The sequence below is a fragment of the Chitinophaga sp. Ak27 genome (genome assembly GCF_012726295.1).
In the GTDB taxonomy this organism is placed as follows: domain Bacteria; phylum Bacteroidota; class Bacteroidia; order Chitinophagales; family Chitinophagaceae; genus Chitinophaga.
In genome coordinates this window covers 451,824-469,836 of record NZ_JABAOB010000001.1, presented here as the reverse complement: position 1 = coordinate 469,836, position 18,013 = coordinate 451,824, and the positions used below count along the sequence as shown (strand labels likewise).

General features: G+C 46.3%; 18 protein-coding genes. 9 read left to right on the top strand and 9 right to left on the bottom strand.

Annotation, left to right across the window (positions count from 1 at the left end; genetic code table 11):
- The first annotated feature begins 1 nt into the window (after position 1).
- Positions 2-259 carry an alcohol dehydrogenase catalytic domain-containing protein gene (locus HGH90_RS01900; RefSeq protein WP_317166130.1) on the top strand — a complete coding sequence of 86 codons (258 nt, stop codon included), beginning with the start codon at positions 2-4 and terminating at the stop codon, positions 257-259.
- Here the strand turns inward: HGH90_RS01900 and HGH90_RS01895 are convergent.
- Positions 192-575 carry a hypothetical protein gene (locus HGH90_RS01895; RefSeq protein ID WP_169190251.1) on the bottom strand — a complete coding sequence of 128 codons (384 nt, stop codon included), beginning with the start codon at positions 573-575 and terminating at the stop codon, positions 192-194. The two genes, HGH90_RS01900 and HGH90_RS01895, sit on opposite strands and share 68 nt — an antisense overlap.
- Positions 576-1,111: 536 nt before the next feature.
- Here HGH90_RS01895 and HGH90_RS01890 point away from each other — a divergent pair.
- Positions 1,112-1,522: a VOC family protein gene (locus HGH90_RS01890; RefSeq protein WP_169190250.1), complete on the top strand. Its 411-nt coding sequence runs from the start codon at positions 1,112-1,114 to the stop codon at positions 1,520-1,522.
- An 87-nt stretch (positions 1,523-1,609) separates the two neighbouring features.
- On the opposite strand, the gene HGH90_RS01885 is transcribed toward HGH90_RS01890, so the two are convergent.
- The 4 genes from HGH90_RS01885 to HGH90_RS01870 form a co-directional block, all read right to left on the bottom strand.
- Entirely contained in the window at positions 1,610-2,995 is a 1,386-nt protein-coding gene (locus HGH90_RS01885) for a RagB/SusD family nutrient uptake outer membrane protein (protein ID WP_169190249.1), read from the bottom strand.
- A gap of 11 nt (positions 2,996-3,006) precedes the next feature.
- Entirely contained in the window at positions 3,007-6,228 is a 3,222-nt protein-coding gene (locus HGH90_RS01880) for a SusC/RagA family TonB-linked outer membrane protein (RefSeq protein WP_169190248.1), read from the bottom strand.
- 95 nt (positions 6,229-6,323) lie between these two features.
- Complete coding sequence (locus HGH90_RS01875; RefSeq protein WP_169190247.1) at positions 6,324-7,373, bottom strand: FecR family protein; 1,050 nt, start codon at positions 7,371-7,373, stop codon at positions 6,324-6,326.
- A gap of 77 nt (positions 7,374-7,450) precedes the next feature.
- Positions 7,451-8,011, bottom strand: coding sequence for an RNA polymerase sigma factor (locus HGH90_RS01870; protein WP_168763298.1), 561 nt, complete (start codon positions 8,009-8,011; stop codon positions 7,451-7,453).
- 245 nt (positions 8,012-8,256) lie between these two features.
- On the opposite strand from HGH90_RS01870, the gene HGH90_RS01865 reads away from it, so the two are divergent.
- From HGH90_RS01865 to HGH90_RS01855, 3 genes are read left to right on the top strand one after another with little or no spacing between them, the layout of a single operon-like run.
- Positions 8,257-9,216: a peroxiredoxin family protein gene (locus HGH90_RS01865; RefSeq protein ID WP_168763297.1), complete on the top strand. Its 960-nt coding sequence runs from the start codon at positions 8,257-8,259 to the stop codon at positions 9,214-9,216.
- Between the two features lie 29 nt (positions 9,217-9,245).
- Positions 9,246-10,052, top strand: coding sequence for a hypothetical protein (locus HGH90_RS01860; protein WP_168763296.1), 807 nt, complete (start codon positions 9,246-9,248; stop codon positions 10,050-10,052).
- Between the two features lie 5 nt (positions 10,053-10,057).
- Complete coding sequence (locus HGH90_RS01855) at positions 10,058-12,826, top strand: outer membrane beta-barrel protein (protein WP_169190246.1); 2,769 nt, start codon at positions 10,058-10,060, stop codon at positions 12,824-12,826.
- 3 nt (positions 12,827-12,829) lie between these two features.
- Here the strand turns inward: HGH90_RS01855 and HGH90_RS01850 are convergent, their stop codons facing one another.
- From HGH90_RS01850 to HGH90_RS01840, 3 genes are all read right to left on the bottom strand, one after another.
- On the bottom strand, positions 12,830-13,951 hold the full coding sequence (locus HGH90_RS01850) for a DUF692 family multinuclear iron-containing protein (protein WP_317166128.1): 1,122 nt from the start codon (positions 13,949-13,951) through the stop codon (positions 12,830-12,832).
- Positions 13,952-13,967: 16 nt separating this feature from the next.
- Complete coding sequence (locus HGH90_RS01845; protein WP_168763294.1) at positions 13,968-14,129, bottom strand: hypothetical protein; 162 nt, start codon at positions 14,127-14,129, stop codon at positions 13,968-13,970.
- 158 nt (positions 14,130-14,287) lie between these two features.
- Positions 14,288-15,058, bottom strand: a complete 771-nt coding sequence (locus tag HGH90_RS01840; RefSeq protein WP_168763293.1) for an alpha/beta hydrolase — start codon at positions 15,056-15,058, stop codon at positions 14,288-14,290.
- 180 nt (positions 15,059-15,238) lie between these two features.
- Here HGH90_RS01840 and HGH90_RS01835 point away from each other — a divergent pair, with 180 nt between their 5' ends.
- The 4 genes from HGH90_RS01835 to HGH90_RS01820 all read left to right on the top strand — a co-directional run bounded on the left by HGH90_RS01835 (position 15,239) and on the right by HGH90_RS01820 (position 17,108).
- A complete protein-coding gene (locus HGH90_RS01835; RefSeq protein ID WP_168763292.1) occupies positions 15,239-15,511 on the top strand; it encodes a DUF4242 domain-containing protein in 273 nt (90 codons plus the stop codon).
- Between the two features lie 231 nt (positions 15,512-15,742).
- On the top strand, positions 15,743-15,979 hold the full coding sequence (locus tag HGH90_RS01830; protein WP_168763291.1) for an acyl carrier protein: 237 nt from the start codon (positions 15,743-15,745) through the stop codon (positions 15,977-15,979).
- Between the two features lie 165 nt (positions 15,980-16,144).
- Complete coding sequence (locus tag HGH90_RS01825) at positions 16,145-16,711, top strand: dihydrofolate reductase family protein (RefSeq protein ID WP_168763290.1); 567 nt, start codon at positions 16,145-16,147, stop codon at positions 16,709-16,711.
- Positions 16,698-17,108 carry a DUF1801 domain-containing protein gene (locus tag HGH90_RS01820; protein WP_168763289.1) on the top strand — a complete coding sequence of 137 codons (411 nt, stop codon included), beginning with the start codon at positions 16,698-16,700 and terminating at the stop codon, positions 17,106-17,108. Before HGH90_RS01825 ends, HGH90_RS01820 begins: the two co-directional genes overlap by 14 nt.
- Before the next feature lie 7 nt (positions 17,109-17,115).
- On the opposite strand, the gene HGH90_RS01815 is transcribed toward HGH90_RS01820, so the two are convergent.
- Entirely contained in the window at positions 17,116-17,976 is an 861-nt protein-coding gene (locus tag HGH90_RS01815) for an alpha/beta fold hydrolase (RefSeq protein WP_169190245.1), read from the bottom strand.
- Positions 17,977-18,013: the final 37 nt, after the last annotated feature.

The window sequence follows — 18,013 nt, the reverse complement described above, 5'->3', positions numbered from 1 at the left end:
AATGTATTTTATGAAGGCAGCAGTTTTTCATCATCCGGGTAAAATCAGTGTAGACACAGTGGATGACCCTATTTTGGAAAAGAGTAATGATGTTATTCTAAAAGTAACGTCTACGGCTATATGTGGATCAGATCTGCATATCTACGATGGATTTTTTCCACAACCCCACCCACTGATTATGGGACATGAATTTATGGGAGTAGCGCCTCGTCCAGGTGCTGATGCAGCCGGGGCAACATGCTTTTGGCGTATATGCTGATGATGCTGTCTTTAGAGGTGGCCGCTGTATTGAACCGGTCGATCGCGCTTTTGTGATCCCGATCAATAGTGCCATAGTTCCGGACACGGTCTTCTACTGCTCTTTCCTGGACGATTTTTCCCATGCGGATCTCTTTCAGATTTGTTACCGCAGCCTGCGTAATAAAGTCCACTACTGCGGAAGGAATATGATCCATGCTTTCTTTTACGGCTTTTAGACTGTCTTTACTGGTGGCGGTGTTATGCTCCTGGTTACTGTGTTGCCCGCAGGCAAGCAGCAGCATGGTGATGGCCGGGAAAAGGAAATATGTTTTCATTATCTTTTTTTTATGCCTGTAAAAACTATCCTGTTTACCGTTAGTGCAATTCCTGTTCCCTCCAAATGCGAGGCTGTTCGTTAATGTGCCGCTACGCTGTCTATCCGGTTGATGACAACCGGTTAAAGAAAGAAGCAGATGGTAAGGCGGTTTTATGTGCCGGGGAAATATGGCGACATTTTGTAGTGTAAGTGTAGAGGTTTGTCGGTGTAAATGCTTATCCCTGTTGTGTTTGATGGTATGGGTGGTATGGTTTTGTGAGCTTTGGGAAGAGAAATATTATTTGTAATTATTAAAATCAATGTGCTATGGAGTATCGGCGATATTGCAATGTTTGGAAAAAAACACGCAAGCCTTTTTATATCAGTATCAGCGTCCACCTATCAAGCTGCCGTCCCCGGGCAATTTATTTGAACCCATGCCCGGAGGACGCGGAATTTGGATAACAGATCCATAAAATGCTTAAAACCTACTGACATAGGGTTGTCATAACGGCTGTTTTACTTTGTGCTGTTGAACAAAATAAACGTTAGTGTATGAATTTATCATCTGTCCGTATCATTACCGCCGATATCCAACGCCTGGTGCCATTTTATGAAAAGGTAACCGGCATGACCTGGACCTGGTATACCCCCGATTTCGCCGAATTACGCACGGGGCAGGCGACACTTGCCATTGGAACTACTAATACCCTGGCGCCATTTGGGGGAAGTAAAGTAGCCGTAGCCGCCAACAATCATTCTGCTATCATTGAATTTCGCGTAGCAGACGTGGATAAATGCTATGAAGCGCTGGCCGGTTTTCTTGCAGAAACCCTGGTGCAGGCTCCAACAACAATGCCCTGGGGAAACCGGTCACTATTGTTCCGGGATCCCGATGGCAACCTGGTTAATTTCTTTGCACCGGTAACAGCGGATGCAAAGCAACGGCTGGATACCTCTCATTGACAACAGCAACTGGAATACAAGCAAAGAGGACAACAGGAAATCAATCCCAGCTGTCCTCTTTAGCTATATAGTTATTTAAAAGCATGATCAATCATACCCCTGGTTCTGCGGAAAAGTAGCCTTATTGTTCATGATGTCTATTTCCTGCTGTGGTATCGGGTAGATAAGCCGGAAAGCCGGGAGCGTCACCTTTTTATTGGCAAGGATTTCCGATACTGCGCGATTGGTGCGCACCAGGTCGAACCAGCGGTCGCATTCAAAAGGCAGCTCCAGGCGCCGCTGTATGTATACTTCACGCCGGAAGCTGGCTTGATCCGGTAAATCGCCGGAGTTGAGCGTTGAAAGGCCCGCACGGTTGCGGATCATGTTCAGGTAAGCGAACGCAGAGCCACCGGTGCTATAACCCACTTCATTCAGCACTTCTGCCTGCATCAGTAATACATCTGCGAAACGCAAAACGGGGAAGTCGTTACCGGCATTGCCATTAACCGGATCGTCGAGGAACTTACGGGGCATCATGTTGGCATTGCCGGCAGGCTTAACGGATTCCGATAAAGACCTGCGCAGATCTGCTACATTATAGGCTTTCAATAAGGTGGTATCTACTGTAATGGTTTGTGAGTTGGCATACCAGAAGCCATGATCCTGGTTAGCTACTCCTTTGGCATAGCGTACGGCAAACAATATTTCCGCATTATACTTGTTGCTCGTGCTAAATACGTCTGCCACTTTGGGCAATAAAGTAAACACTTTGCTGTCTATTACATCCTGTAATACAGTTTGGGCGGCAGCATATTTTTTCTGGTAGAGATATACTTTGCCGAGAAGCCCTTTAGCTGCTCCACTGGTAACACGTCCCAACTCTGTGGGAGCATAGGTAGCGGGTAAATTGGCTGCCGCGAAAACGAGGTCTTCTTCCACCTGTTTGTACACGGCCGCAACATCATCCCGTTTCAGGGTTACTGCCTGAACGGGATCAATGGCCGCTGTGAGCAGCGGCACCGGTCCCCACAGTCGCACCAGGTTGAAATAGCTCAACGCGCGGATAAAGCGGGCTTCTCCCTTGATACGGTTCTTCAGCGATTCATCCATGTTGATGCCATCTATGGCGGTCAATAAGGTATTGCAGCGAAAGATACCGTTATATACGCCTACCCAAGCATTGTAGAAGTTGGTGTTGCCGGGGTTATCAGAATAGCGGTTGACCTGGTAGTTTTGGCCGGCATTGGAAGAAGGATCCTGGTCGGTGAAGTTATCCGCCCGCGCTTCCATGAGCACTTCAAAGGTGGAACCATATTGACTTCCCTGCGCCAGCGAGGCATAACAGCCATTGACTGCGGTAACGGCATCGCTGGCGGTTTTAAAAAACTGTCCGGGTGCAATGGTGGACACCGGCGTCAGATCGAGGAATTTTTTATTGCAGGAGGCAAGTAGCAATAATAATACAGGCAAATAAAATTTATATTTTTTCATGATGTAGCGCATTAAAAAGTGACATTAAGACCTATCATATAAGTGCGTGCCAGCGGGTAGGAGCCATAGTCTTCCCCGGCGGTGAGCGCATTTTCTGTGCGATTGCTGATCTCAGGATTGAACAACGAGTATTTGGAGAAAGTGAACGGGTTTTGAACGGCGCCATAGATCCGTGCCGACGGAATGTGGCTCCCGCGCAGCAGCGAGGCGGGTAAGTTATACCCCAATGCAATGTTGCGTACCCTGATATAAGAACCGTCTTCCACGTGCCAGGAGGAGGTAATGCCGTTTCCCCCGGTCGCCAGCCTGTTGGCGCGGTTAACAATCCCGTTGCCCGGATTTTCCGGAGATACATAGTGATCTTTTACTTCGCTGAGGTTGTTAAAATTGCCTTCTACGTTGGCGATGTAGCGCCTGAAAAGATTGAGGATCTTATTACCCTGGCTGCCCTGGATAGAAAAGCTCAGGTCCAGGTTTTTATACCGTACCGTATTACTGAATCCAAAAATATATTTTGGCTGAAAGCTGCCCACAATGGCCCGGTCGTTGGCGTCGATCTTACCATCGCCATTGATATCCTTAAATTTCAGGTCGCCTATATGCGTAGGATTGCTGGTCTTGGGAGAGTTATCTAAGTCGCGCTGATCGCGGTAAATACCATCTGCCACGTACAGATAGTAAGACCCGATCGTTTCTCCAATCTTGGTAATAAAGTAGGTATTGCCTGTGCCGCCGGTTGCGATAATCGGTGCGCCGGAAGGTCCCAGTTTGGTTACTTTGTTGGTGTTAAATGCGATGTTGGCATTGCCTTCAATAGACCAATCTTTCGCTATCTTTTTGTTATAGGACAAGGAGATCTCCCAGCCTTTGTTGTTCACGGCGCCAATATTTTGGAGATAAGTGCTGAAGCCGGATGCTCCCGGAACCGGGAGGTTCAGCAGCAGCTTAGTGGTTTTGGCGTTATAATAATCAACGGTAACGTTGAGCTGTTCATTGAATAATCCGAATTCAAGCCCCGCATCAAAGCTGGCCATACTTTCCCAGGTGAGGTTAGGGTTAGCAGGGCTGGTAATAGACACGCCATTTACCAGCGCCTGGTTGCCAAAAATGTAGTTGCTGTTGGTATTGCTCATCTGCGCGAGGGAGCCATAATTCGGAATCTGGAAATTGCCGGTAAGACCATAGCTGCTCCTGATTTTGAGAGAACTGACAGGTTTTATATTGCGGAAGAAGGGCTCATTGGAAACTTGCCAGGCGCCTGATACTGCGGGGAAGGACGCCCACTTTTGATTGATGCCAAAGCGTGATGAACCATCACGTCTTATGGAAGCAGTCAGAAAGTATTTGTCGCTATAGCTGTACTGCGCCCTGCCCAACCAGGAATTGAGGCTCCATTGTTCAAGGGTAGAGCTGCCCGCATTTACCTGTCCTGCATTCAGCGTGGTAACGATGTCAGTAGGAAAGTTGTTGGCCGTAAGGGAGTTGTGCTCCTGATTTTCTTTTTGTACGGTAAATCCTGCCAGTACATCCAGTTTATGTTTACCAAAGGATTTATTGTAGGTAACGGTATGCTCGGTGAGCCAGTTGGTATACATATCTGTATTGGAGAAACCTGTTGCTACCGAAGGAAGGGTACCAGATGGCAGCGGAAGGCTGGATGGCCGGTAATAATCCCTGCGGAAGCTGTTGAGGTCCGTACCTGCGGAGATACGGTACTTCAGGTTCGGAAGGAATTCATATTCCATGTAGGCGTTGGCCGTTAACCGGAAATTTTTGATACGGTCTTTGATCAGCGTGGCCACGGCCACCGGGTTAAGCTGGTTAGTCTGACCATAGCCCCATACATTCACGGAGTCGGCAAAGGTGCCATCGGGATTACGGACCGGGAAGATGGGTGCATAGCCCAGGGCGAGCGCAATAACGCCTGAATTTGGCGCAAACCAGGGCCCTTCTGCATTTACCACCCGATTGTCGGTATACGAAGGCGTCATATTTACGCCAAAGCGAAATTTCCCTGTGCCGCCGTCAACGCGGAAGCGGCTAGAGTAGCGTTTGTAGTTGTTGTTGATCACAATGCCATCCTGGTTGAAGTAGTTGGCCGAAAAATAATAAGAGAGACTTTCGCTGCCGCCGGATACGCTTACAGTATGGCTTTGCATGGGCGCCTGCCTGAATATTTCCTTTTGCCAATCGGTGTTGGTTAATCCGGGCTTGCCTTCCAGGTAGGGAAGTATTTGAGGCGGAATCCTGGTAGAGGGATTTTGCGGCCTTACGCTATTGGGATCTGTGGGTTTGCCGGAGGGCACCGCATCGAGGTAGGCATTGTTATGGCCTTCGTATACGAGCTTGGCATAATCATAGGCATCCAGTACGTCTACATGTTTGTTTACATTTTGTATGCCATAGCTACCATCATAACTGACGGTCATTTTTCCGGCTATCCCTCTTTTGGTGCGGATCAGCACCACGTCGTTAGAGCCCCTGGAGCCGTAGATGGCAGCCGAGGCAGCGTCTTTCAGTACATCGATGGAGGCAATATCATTCACGTTGATGGATGCCAGCGGGTTGAATGGCTGCTGATAGTTGTTTACCCCAGGCGAAGCGCTGCGGGTATCGTTGGTAATGGGGACGCCATCTATTACAAACAACGGGTTGTTGCCTGCACTGATAGAACCTACGCCCCGTACCCGGATAGATACGTTGCCTCCAGGGGCGCCATTAGTCTGCATCACCTGGATGCCCGCCATTTTGCCGGCCAGGGCCTGGTCAAAAGACGTGATCGCCTCTTGTTTGAGGTCTGAAGACCGCACAGAGGAAACGGAGCCTGTCAGCTCCTTTTTGGTACGCGTACCATAGCCCACTACTACCAGTTCATTTAGCCCTTTGCTGGCTTCTTTCATGCGGATCAGCAACAGGTTACTGCTGCCATCTTTTACCTGGAAACTATTTAACAGGCTGTTCTCATAGCCAATGAAACTAAAAGTAAAATCATACATTGCGCCAGGTTTCATTCCCTGCAGCCTGAAAATTCCTTTTTCATCGGTCGTTGTATTCATCCTGCTGCTGCCGTTATGCTGCTTAACCACTACAGACACGCCCGGCAGCGGGTCGCCGGCTTCACTCATCACACTACCCTTGATAGTCACCGTACCGCCCAAATCCTGTGCGCGTGCGCTTAATGCGATAGCCAGCACGAGGAATGCGAGGAGATAGCTTTTTAGAAGTCTGATCATTTTTTGACAGGTATTAATTAAAGTTTAAGAAATAGATGGCCCCCACGTGCGGCTACGCACGCGTAAATGTTTTATATAAATGCTCTTGAATGATGTTACCTTATCTTCCTGAGTGTGATTCCCTCATCTCCGGAGGTAAACTCAAGATTGTTCAGCTGGCAAATCGCTGACAGGATATGTTGCAACGAATCCGTTTTTAATACTTGTCCTGTGAAATAGGCGCCTTCCACTTCACTATCCGCAAAATGGATATCGGTATGATAGGCAGTGGCTAATTTTTTGAACACTTTATCTAATGGCATGTTCGTAAAAGTTAGTAATAGGGCACGTTTCACGGTCGCTCCCCCCGAAGCGTTATCATCCGGTATGCCGGTAGCTTTTGTTACTGCATATTGATGGGTGATGGTATCCAGGTGAAAAGCCTCCCCTGGGAGCAAACAAATATCTTTTTTGGCGATGCTGCCGTTGTTACGAACCAATACTTTCCCGCTTTCCAGTTTTACGGTTATTGCCTGCAACGTGCTGGCATCTACGATAAACCGGGTACCTAATGCAATGGTAGTGATATCGCCGGTAGTGACTGTAAATGGATGTTGGTCGCTGGCCGTTACATGAAAGGAGGCTTTGCCCAGTAAGGTAACGGTTCTGGCAGCCTTTTCATCGTACGATAAAACAGCGCCGGCATCCATCGTTACCTGTGAGCCTTCGGGCAGTGTCATGATGACTGCTTTGCCGGTGGTATTACGAATATGCTTCAAATGCGGTGTGGGTGCGCTGGATAGTGGACGCATCCGATTTTTTTGCAGACGCGTATAATACATGGCGAACATTGCCGACAGCAACAATATGCCCGCAACGGCAGCAGCATAGGAGCGTATCGCTTTATGCAGCCGGATCACTTTCTGTTTGCGGGTATGTTGTTCAGGTTCTTCCATCCGGGCGTGCAGCTGCATGAGCAGGGTGTTTGTCCTTTCCCGGGTCAATACCTGTTCGCTGGTTGCTACCGCCTGGTCAAACTCGTTGCGCCATTGCTGCCGGAGCGCAGCGTCTTCTTCCCGCTCCAGCATACCTTCCAGTAGCACCACTTCTGCTGCTGTAGCTGTTCCGTCTTTGAGTTTTTGTATTAGTGCGATGATCTGTTCCATATCTTTCAACTATAAAAAGTAAGACACGAATGAAAAGAGGGGGACAGCGAAGGTTACGGAATTGTTAACAAAGGCATTTACAGGTAGGAGCCGAGGAAAAGTACGCCCAAAACGGGTAAGGCTGCCTGGCTGGAGGCTATATAGGAGCGAATGGCCTCGGAAGAGGACTGTAGATATTCCTTGACGGTATGATGCGAAATCCCGAGGATACGCGCTGCCTCAACGGCAGATTTACCTTCCAGGCGGCATAGCTGGAACACTTCTTTTTTGCGGGGAGAAAGCTGGTCTATGGCTTCGTTGAGCAGGGCAAGCCTGCTTTCCTGGAGAAAAACATGATCATCTTCCACGGCATCGCGAATAGCCGGGTACACGGCCAGCTTTGATTGCTCGGTAGCTGCTTTTTTTAGATACCGGAGGGATTTATTATAACTCACTACAAAAAGCCAGTTGCCGGGCCCCTGGCTCAGGTCCAGCTGGTGACGGCTGTTCCAGAAGGCAAGAAATACTTCCTGGAGAATGTCTTCTGCTATATCATGCTGGTCAATTAACCGCCGGATATTTTTAAAAACGGCATGGTGATATTGATGATAGATCTCATCAAAGGCCATCACATCTGCCGAATGCAAAAACGAAGTCAAAGCTGTTAGATTTATTTTACCGATGAGATGAATAGACGAACAAAAATACTATTCAAGCTATAAAGTAGGTGACAGGCTATATTAAATAATGATTAATACCCACGCGGTTTTCGTGTCAATAGATATATGGTGCATAAATATAATGTAATTATCTTGCCACATTATTCCTGTTTTGCCTTCACCCTTTTTGCCACAAACGATGCCTTATATATTAATATCAACCACCATCACATTTAGCTGTTATCATGAAAAAATTAATTCTATGGGGGATGCTCCTGCTCCCTTTTGCAGGAATTTGCCAGCAACCCGATTCCACCGTGTCCACAAAAGGCATGTTTGACCTGGATCCCGGTTTGGTAATGGCATTCCTGTCGAAGGACAGCGTAGATAAAAACGAGGTACTGGAGGATATTGATGCTTTAAATGCTTTGCTGGGTATAGACATTGGGGAAGCTGCCATGATGAAAGAGCTCGCCGCTATTGACAGGGAAAAGGATAGTGTCAGGTTTTACAATTTCGTTACTACAAAGCCGGCAGCACTTTACCGGGAAAAGCGGATCCTGATGCAACAGTTTGTAGCCGGACATCCGGATTCTTATGTAAGCCTGTATGAGCTGAATGACAACAATGGTATGTATAGCGCAGACAGTTATGCGGAGGCCTACGCCAAACTGAGCAACCGGCTCAAAAACACCCAGGCCGCGCAGAAAATCCGCGATCGCATCACGGAGCTGAAGAAGATATCGCTGCATGGCATGCAGGCGGCCGACTTTACCCGGAAAAACCAATACGGCAAAACCGTCAGGCTGAGCGACTACAAAGGAAAATTAATCATCCTGGATTTCTGGGGCAGCTGGTGTGGCGCCTGCCGCCAAAGCCATCCGCATTTGAAAGAGCTCTATGAGGCTTATAAAGACAAAGGCCTCGAAATTATAGCCGTGGCCAATGAAAATGTACATGGCGATAAAACGCCATTAATCAAAGCTAAAGCCGCCTGGCTGGCAGCTATTAAAAAAGACGGCGTGAACTGGGTACATGTGCTTAATGATGAAGGCTCAGGAGGAATAGATATCGTAAAGGCTTTCCGGGTAACCGCTTATCCAACAAAATTCCTGCTGGATAAAGAAGGTAAAATATTACTGCGCATTGAGGATGGCTTGAATGTAGAAATTGACCAGATGATTAAATCCATGCTGGATAAATAAGCATCGTATTACTAACCTGATTCCGTACAATGAAAAAAGTATCAGTTACTTTACAATATCCGTGCGTCTATGCCTTGATACTTTTCTTTAGCAGTCTTCCTGGTATTGTCCGGGCGCAATCTTCCGGGCCCGGCAATGTGGTTGTTGATGGCCAGTTGAAGGAGTGGGGAGATACATTGCGCCACTACGACAAGGCTGCCCAGCTCTATTACGATGTGTACAACGATCATGATTTCCTTTATATCGCGCTACGGCGCCCTAAGTTTGCCTGGAAGATGGTGCTGGCAGGACGCATGTCATTTGAGATCAGCAAAGACAAAGAGGATAAGGACGGCATTAAAATTTTTTACCCCGGGCATTACAGCTTCAATAAAGACGACATGTGGAATTTCCTGGAGATAAAGAAAGCAGGGGAAACTTCTTTTGATACGTTGACGATCTATAATGACTACGGTATCCAGGCATCAGGCGGATTTTGGGAGAAGCAGGAACAGGGAGACCGGAAGTCGTCGGCAAGTGATATGTTGCTTTCCATGGCGCCAACTAACTTCAATGATATGCAGGCAGTGATGAACAAGTCGGATAAAGACAGGTCCGGCGTGGCTATTAATACTATAGTGGGCGCCGATTGTGAGCTGGCCATTCCCATGAAATTATTGCCGGTGACAAGTGGAACTGTTTATATACGGATCGTTATTCCCGGGGAAAAGAACATTGTAGATGCTTTGAACGGAGTAGGATACTACGCCGGCTTTAATATGGACAAAGGATCCGCCGACGCAGTAGAAGATCTCCTAGTAGCATCAAAGTTATCCATCACCTATCGTCTAAAATAAATCGTTTGCATAAGATTTTATCACTCATTATATTTTTATTGTTGATACCGGGAGCTATACTTTTGGCGCAAATTCCACAAAAGCTGGTTGCAAGGCAGTTGTCGGTCAGACGGGTCAATGGCGTTGTAAGGGATAGCCTGGGTAGAAGTATTCCTGCGGCTGCGGTACGGCTAACTTCATCGAAAGATACCCTGCATGTTGTTACGTCTGAATACGGGGTATTCAATTTTCCGGCAGTACGGAGTGAAAGCTTTACGATCGAGGTACAGGTAATGAGTTATCGTTCTTATCGTAGAAAATATTTCCTGAACGATACCAGGCCAATCCTGGTATTGCCACCGGTAGTGATGGGATCCAGCCTGGTACAGTTGAAGGAGGTATCGGTAACTACAGCGAAAGGACCACAGGAAAGAGGTGATACAACTGAGTTCTGGGCAAAGGACTATATTGTTCGCGACTATGCCCGGCTGGAAGACATGCTGAAGAGAATGGAGGGATTTAATGCCGACGCCAACGGTCAACTGACTTACCGGGGAAAACCCATCAGCAGGGCGCTCTTCAACGGCGCGAAGTACTTCGATGGCGATATAGCAGCCGCCATTAAGGAATTACCGGCAGATATTGTAGAACGCATCCAGGTAATCCAGGATAATGAAAGCGGTACCGGGCGCAGGTTATCAGCATCAGAAGCGTCTTCACAAACATTGAATGTTGTCACCAAAGCAGATAAATCTGCCGGCCGGATGTACCAGGTGAATGCAGAGGGAGGTACACAGGATCGTTACAGGAGCGGAGCATCGGCGAGGTCTATCGACGGCTGGAAACAGTGGAGCCTGTCAGCATCCGCTAACCAGGCCCCTCTGGGGATAATGAGCACGGAGCCCATTGGAACTATTAGCGGGATGACTATTTCGTTTTCTCCCCTGGGCAACGGAGGTTCGGGTGGAATGAGGAAGGACGCATCCGCGCAGGTTCACTACGGTAATACGTTTGGTAAATTGAATTTTGGCGTGGATTACAACATTCATCGTGTACATAGCGTGAGCGAGGCGGAAGAATTTTCAGAGGAATTTTATAAAGAGGGTAGCCTGAGGCGAAATACTAAAAGAACCACTGATAATAAGATTACGTCTCATATAGTGACATTGAGTGCTAGTGCCAATAAGGGCGATTTTAGCATGATGGTGACTGCTACCGCCAGTATGTCTCATAACGAGAATAAAAATAATAGTGAGACACGTCAGTCTGGAATACTCGAAAACTTACAGCGCATGTCGTTAGGCACCGCTACCGATATGCCTTCTTATAACCTGTATACGCTGCTGGCATTTTTTACCAGTCGTAAAGTGCACCTGAATATAACCGTCAGTAGCAGTAGCAGCACAACGAAGGGCTCGGGTAATGATAACACGGATACGTACGGCGCCGATATTACAAAGCCTGATAGTTCCCTCTACCTGTTACAGCAGCAGAATAATAATACGCTATTCAACGCCGTAGATATAGCTTTGACGCATTCCTGGCGGAATAAATTAACCTTCCTGTTGAAAGTAACACCCTCCATCAGGAAGAGCACAGATATCAACTATCGCGACCAGGTGATACCCGGACAGGAAGTAAAACGTTTGAATGATCTCAGTAATGATAATATGCTGACTGGTTACCGGCTACCTGCCAGTTTTACGGTCACGTATGATTATCATCAAAAAATTTCAGTGGAAGTAGGGGGGAGATATGAGATTAACTGGCAGCATATGCGTTTGCCATTAAAGGAATTGGATCTTTCCACCCGCACAGGTACATTCTTACCTGCTATCACGGTTAAATATATGCCTTCTACTGCCGGGAATTTATTAGCCAGTTATAACCGGGACGTCAATTTGCCAACGCTGTTGCAGCTTAATACAAAGCCCTACTATGTTACGCCATTTGATGTGGTAATTGGTAATAAAAACCTGGCCAATGGGCTTATAGATAATTGGCGTTTGCGGGGAACTTATATGTTTGCCGGGACAGGAATATTTGCCACGGGTGAAGTAGCCTATAGCCAGAGCTATAATAGCGTAGGCGCCAATAGAATGGTACGGATAGATACGGTGACCAAAACGATACGTACGGAAACTTATTACCTGAATATGAAAGGTGGTAATAATAAGAACTTGGGTTATTCTTTGTCTAAAAATTTACCGGCGATGAATACCACACTTAAACTTGATGGTTACTGGTCCTGGGGAAAACAGTTGTATTTTGCTGACGGCAGCCTGGAAACAACCCTACAGCGGAATTGGAACCAGTCCATTATAGCTTCGTTCTCTCCCTGGAAATGGCTGGACATCGCCACTGCCCTGGCGTACCGTTCCGATAATAACGAAAATTCATTGCAGCCGGGCCGTCCCTTGTATAACAATGAATTTAACGCAGTTGTAAAAGGAGCTGTCTTCTTCCCGGCAGATATTAAATTTAATGTGAGCGCCAGGCAAAATATACTCAGGGCCAGCAGCTACCTGGTTAATCAACATCCGCTGGTGATCAATGCCAATATTGAAAAGCGGTTCCTCAAGAAAAAAGATGCCATCATCAGTTTTGTGGTAATGGATGCTTTACAACAGAATAACAATAACATGATTGCACAAACAGTTACTGGCTATTCCAATGCGGTATCAAGTACAAAGAGCCGGTACTTTCTGTTGCAGCTGGCCTGGTATCCACAACAGTTTACACGGAGTAAATCAGCTAAGAACGCGCGTAGAGGAGATGGTAGTTTTGTGCAATAGTTACTATTTCTTTTTCCACTTCTGTGCAATCCTTGCTGCTGTTTCGATCATTGCCGGGTCCCAGCTTTCAATCTGCCAGTCGGAATGTGCCAATGAGGACCCCTGCAACGCTTCCATGAGCGTATCAAAGGAACCTGCTGTTTCCAGGATAGCCGACAGTTCCAGCTGCTGCTGGTACAGAAAGTTATCTTCAATGGCTAGTGTCGGGAGGGACAAAGGGGCCGGTATAAACGTGTTGACAGGAGCAGCCGTCCTGTTTTTGTTCCTGATGAGTTGGTCCATTCGATGGAAATCGTTGCGGAATGCTGCCTGCCTGCCAGCGGTAGTCAATCCGGTTCCTAATTGTTCCATCACCACATATTTCAGGGAAGGGCAAAAGTCAATTGCTTTTTCCAGGTAGATAAATACTGCTTCAGGTACGGCATCATCGTGGGTGTCGCGGCGAACTATTCTACCCGGCATTGTCTCGGAATCTTCCCAGCTGCCACCAGAGATATGTATCTCGCGGACAAGGTGCATCGGATACAGTCCTTTTAGTGCTTCAAAAGACAAACCGAAGTTATATGCCTGGCAATAGAGATTATGCAGGTCGAGAATAATAAAACCGTTGACAGGTTCCAGCAGCTTTTCGAGAAAGTCACCATGTCTTTTTACCTCTTCCAGTGAATAGGAAAATGCCAGGTTTTCCAATCCTATAGGGCATTCACAGGCATCCTGCATGCGCCTCAGCCGGTCGCGTCCAATATTGAGTGTAACCGGTGTATAGGGAATATTTAACGGAGCGCCATGGTGAAAATCCTTACCCGTCATGAACCCGAAATGCTCGGTCACATGATCGAAGTGATAATATCGGCTGGTCTTACGGAGATGATTTAGCCATTGTTGTTGCTCCGGCAGCCATTTGCCGGAGAATAGTGAGAAAAAAATGCCATGGCCAATAAGCCGGTTTTCCCGGCTGTATGCGGTCAACAGCTCCTCGAACCAGGAAGGTACCTGCTCTGCTGTATATAATGTATCGAAAGCCCACTCGATAGCTTCCACCCTGGCGGCTTCCATTAAGGGAACGCAAGCGGCCAGGATGTTGTTGTCCAGATTACAGGCGACAGTTGAAAATATTTGCGACACGATTCAGGGTATTATATCAACCCATACCGCATCCTGGGCAGGGATCCGGTACCACTTTCTTTTCTTCTTTTTTCTCCTCTTTTTTTACAGTCGGAGCTTTGTCTTTTTTGCAGGACGTGGCTGTTTGCATGGTGATACCCACAAGGATAGCTCCCAGTAATGATTTTGGCAGTTTCATAAATAAAGGTTTACGTGCTGTTAAATAATGCTTGCAGTAACTTGGTTTATCTATGAAACGGGGTAGCTGTCGAAAAGTTACATAGATTTATTACTAGATAAGCTGATGGTAGAGTAAGCTGAAAAGGAGCGGCACCTGGCGGTTAGAGGGCTTTTAGCTTACTTGCCAAAATAATTCATAATGATCTTACTAATCGCATTGGCCCGGTTATACACCATGAGATGTCCTCCTCCTTTAATGCGATAATCAGGATGTACCAGCCTGCTGGCGATGACCCTGTCGGCTGTGCCATGTATTTGAATGGTACGCTCAGGAGCCTCTTTATTATCCCAATAAGCAATGCTTTTCAGCGCCCAGCGAAAGAAGGTAACATCAGTATCCTCTAATAATCTGGTCAAGGCTTTCTTGTCACTTTTTGAATGGGCGCCAAAATACCGATAGGTAAGGAAATTGGTGCGCTTTATCAGTCCCCTGGGAATGATTCGGTACAAGCCCAATTTCATGAAAAAGAATTGCCTTTTGTTCAATTCTTTCTTCGTTCTCACCGAAGAGATCAATACCATTTTTTCTACCCTTATCTGCTTGGAAACCTCTACTGCTACAATACCTCCAAAGGAAACCCCGATGATATAAGGGTTTTTCGCCGTGATCTGGCTCTTTATCCTGCCGGCATATTCCGTGATGGATTCTTTTGGAAAGGCAGGAATCCATGTAATGTAAACTTTATGATACCCTGGTAATTTCAGGTTCTTGAATAAAGTGGAGTCGGCGCCCAGGCCACTAAAAAAATATATCGTCTTCCGTTCATTTCTAGCCGAATCCTCCCGGGTAATGGAATACCCCGGGAAGCTACTGAGCATTAAAACAACAAAAAGAATCACTTTCACGCGCTGCGTCATAAATATCCTCGCTTCTGATCTGTAGGTCAAAATTAACGAACATTTTAGTCTATGCCAAGGTCATCCGTTTTTTGTGTATTCGACAGTTTGCTTAAAATAATTGCTTATATTCGATGTATATATTTTCTACTCTCCTTTGTCTTCCTGCTAGCACAAATACCTATTAGAACCCCGGCAAAAAATAACATCTAACTGTTTAAATCTACCATTATGCCTAAGTATGTGATTGAACGCGAAATTCCTGGCGCAGGCCAATTGTCACAAGAACAGTTGAAAGCCATTTCACAGGCTTCCTGTGGTGTGCTGAGTAATATGGGCCCGCAAATTCAATGGGTACATAGTTATGTAACAGGGAATAAGATTTATTGTGTGTATATCGCGCCCAATGAAGAGATGGTCCGGGAGCACGCCAGGCAGGGCGGATTCCCGGCCAACGCTGTCAATGAAGTGGCTAATGTAATTGACCCCACTACTGCGGAGTAATATAGCGATGATGCCACCACATCTCAGATGAACAACGCCCGTAAGTGTATTTACAGGCGTTGAGTACTTTTGTGTGTTGCCGGCCCCTCGGGGTTCGAACTGGCGGCCTCTTGCACGAGGGATAATAAATGTTTAAGGTATCTGAACCATTTGTAATAAAAATGGTTGTTTATGGGTCGTGCTGTAAGAATTAACCCAGACCTGAATTTTTACCCTCAAAAATAATAACATATGAAAAACCCTATTGAATCCACCGTTATCAATGCTATCAGTAATTCCATCGATGTTCCTGAAAGCTCTATCACAGCTGAACGGACCCTCAATGATCTGGGATTTAATTCCATCCTGGCCGTGCAGCTTTTTTCTAAGCTGCAAACGCAGCTAGGGGTAGAAACCGCGCCTGAAGAACTATTTCAAATGAGTACCGTGGGCGAAATCGTCGATTATTTTGAAAATAAAGCTAAATAAGCCCTGCCTGGCGTCGTGGGAAAGGTGCTAAGGTCTTTAATAATAAAGGCTTCAGCACCTTTTAAGATTTTAGGCGACCTTGTCATAATATACCCGTATAATGTCTGATTTACCCCCTATGGTTGCAAAAATTGAGCGCTATCTTTATGGAATAACATCATAAAAATGAGGAAAGTAATTGCTGCCATCAATATGACGCTGGATGGGTATTGCGACCACACTAAAGGAATAGTGGATGATGAAATACACCAACATTATACGGAACTGTTGCGCCACTCAGGCGCCGTCCTGTACGGAAGGATCACCTACCAGCTAATGGAAAGCTTTTGGCCTAATGTGGTGAAAAACCCTACTGGCAACAAAACAATAGATGAATTTGCGGTAGCAATGGAAAATATTCCCAAAATTACATTTTCCCATACACTGGAAAATGTGGAATGGGCAAGTGCCACTCTTGCAAAGAGAAGTATTGGAGAAGAGGTAATAGCGCTGAAGCAACAGCCAGGGGAAGACATTTTAGTAGGCAGCCGGAGCTTAATCATCACCCTGATGAACATGCAGCTAATTGATGAATTCCAGCTCTGTGTGCATCCCATTATAGCAGGTAAAGGTTTGTCCTTGTTTGCAAACATAAATGATAGCATCAGGCTTCATCTTGCAAAAACAAAAACCTTTGGTTCTGGTGTAGTAGCGTTTTATTATGAGCTCAACAAGAGAAATGATGAAAATTAGGAATTTGGTTGAATTGTTTTCTATTCTGCCCGAAGATGAAAGAATAATTGTAGATGTGCTACGGCAGATAATTGTGGCTGCGCTTCCAGAATATTGCAAAGAAAAAATATCATACAATGTTCCATTTTTTTTTGGTAACAAGGGTATATGTATTATCTGGCCTTCCGCTATTCCACGGGGAGGTATCAAAAAAGGAGTCCTTTTAGGTTTCTGGTATGGCAACAAATTAAATGACCCTGATGGCTTTCTGTCGCATGGAACTAACAAGCAAATTTTCTATAAAATTTACCAAACTCCGGAGGAGATTGATGAAAAGCCTATAGAGAAACTATTAAAAGAAGCCATTAGGTTGGACCGCACTTTCAAAAAGGTCTCCGGAAAATTAGTTAAGGGTTAGTGAACTTTCAGCTTAGAAAATCATTGATAAATCCCAACACCTCATCAAAATTTGTTTCCAGCAGCATATGAGATCCCTCAATGATATGGATCTGTGCATCAGGTAGGTCCTGTCTGTAACAATATGCTTCGGATACACTGAAAAACGGGTCATATTTTCCCCACATTACCAGGGCCGGGGGCTGATGGGTACGGAAATATTCCTGGAAGGCAGGAAACATGTCGATATTGCTTTTATACGTGCAGTTAAGCTCATACTGCATTTCAATATTGCCGGGCCGGGACATGCGTTCCCAGTCCAGCCGCCAGGTTTCCGGGCTTACGCGAGAGAGGAGGGTGTCTGGTACGCCGGCTGTGTACTGCATCTTTGTACCTTCTTCGCTCAAAAAAGCATATACCTTTTGTTTCTTTTCTTCTGTGGGATGTTCCCAGTAGTCTATTGTCTCGTCCCAACTTGAGCCGATACTTTCCGCATAGGCATTGCCGTTCTGAACAATGATCCCGTCTATCTTCTCAGGATGGTGCACGGCTAATCGCAGTCCAACAGCGCTGCCATAATCATGGAGATAAACGGTGAATGTTTTTAAACCGATTGCTTCCGTGAACCGGTTAATACAGGCGGATATATTTTGAAACGAGTATTCAAATTTACTCCGGCCGGGAAATGCGCTGAACCCGAAGCCAGGGTAATCAGGTGCAATGAGGTGAAATTTACCGGAGAGAACCACCATCAGATTTTTAAACATGACGGACGAGGTGGGAAACCCATGCAGAAGTAGTATGGATGGACTTTTTGGGTTGCCGGCTTCACGGTAAAAAATGTCGAAGCCGTCGATGTTGATGTACTTGTTAAAAATTTGCCTGCTCATAATGATTCGCACGTCAAATTTTGTACCGCGCTATGAT

What these genes read in the sequence shown, in the direction of transcription:
- HGH90_RS01865 (WP_168763297.1), top strand. Translation starts at nt 8,257, where the DNA reads ATGAAAAAATTAATTCTATGGGGGATGCTCCTGCTCCCTTTTGCAGGA.
- HGH90_RS01885 (WP_169190249.1), bottom strand. Translation starts at nt 2,995, where the DNA reads ATGAAAAAATATAAATTTTATTTGCCTGTATTATTATTGCTACTTGCC.
- HGH90_RS01875 (WP_169190247.1), bottom strand. Translation starts at nt 7,373, where the DNA reads ATGGAACAGATCATCGCACTAATACAAAAACTCAAAGACGGAACAGCT.
- HGH90_RS01845 (WP_168763294.1), bottom strand. Translation starts at nt 14,129, where the DNA reads ATGAAACTGCCAAAATCATTACTGGGAGCTATCCTTGTGGGTATCACC.
- HGH90_RS01890 (WP_169190250.1), top strand. Translation starts at nt 1,112, where the DNA reads ATGAATTTATCATCTGTCCGTATCATTACCGCCGATATCCAACGCCTG.
- HGH90_RS01835 (WP_168763292.1), top strand. Translation starts at nt 15,239, where the DNA reads ATGCCTAAGTATGTGATTGAACGCGAAATTCCTGGCGCAGGCCAATTG.
- HGH90_RS01900 (WP_317166130.1), top strand. Translation starts at nt 2, where the DNA reads ATGTATTTTATGAAGGCAGCAGTTTTTCATCATCCGGGTAAAATCAGT.
- HGH90_RS01825 (WP_168763290.1), top strand. Translation starts at nt 16,145, where the DNA reads ATGAGGAAAGTAATTGCTGCCATCAATATGACGCTGGATGGGTATTGC.
- HGH90_RS01860 (WP_168763296.1), top strand. Translation starts at nt 9,246, where the DNA reads ATGAAAAAAGTATCAGTTACTTTACAATATCCGTGCGTCTATGCCTTG.
- HGH90_RS01820 (WP_168763289.1), top strand. Translation starts at nt 16,698, where the DNA reads ATGATGAAAATTAGGAATTTGGTTGAATTGTTTTCTATTCTGCCCGAA.
- HGH90_RS01815 (WP_169190245.1), bottom strand. Translation starts at nt 17,976, where the DNA reads ATGAGCAGGCAAATTTTTAACAAGTACATCAACATCGACGGCTTCGAC.
- HGH90_RS01830 (WP_168763291.1), top strand. Translation starts at nt 15,743, where the DNA reads ATGAAAAACCCTATTGAATCCACCGTTATCAATGCTATCAGTAATTCC.
- HGH90_RS01895 (WP_169190251.1), bottom strand. Translation starts at nt 575, where the DNA reads ATGAAAACATATTTCCTTTTCCCGGCCATCACCATGCTGCTGCTTGCC.
- HGH90_RS01880 (WP_169190248.1), bottom strand. Translation starts at nt 6,228, where the DNA reads ATGATCAGACTTCTAAAAAGCTATCTCCTCGCATTCCTCGTGCTGGCT.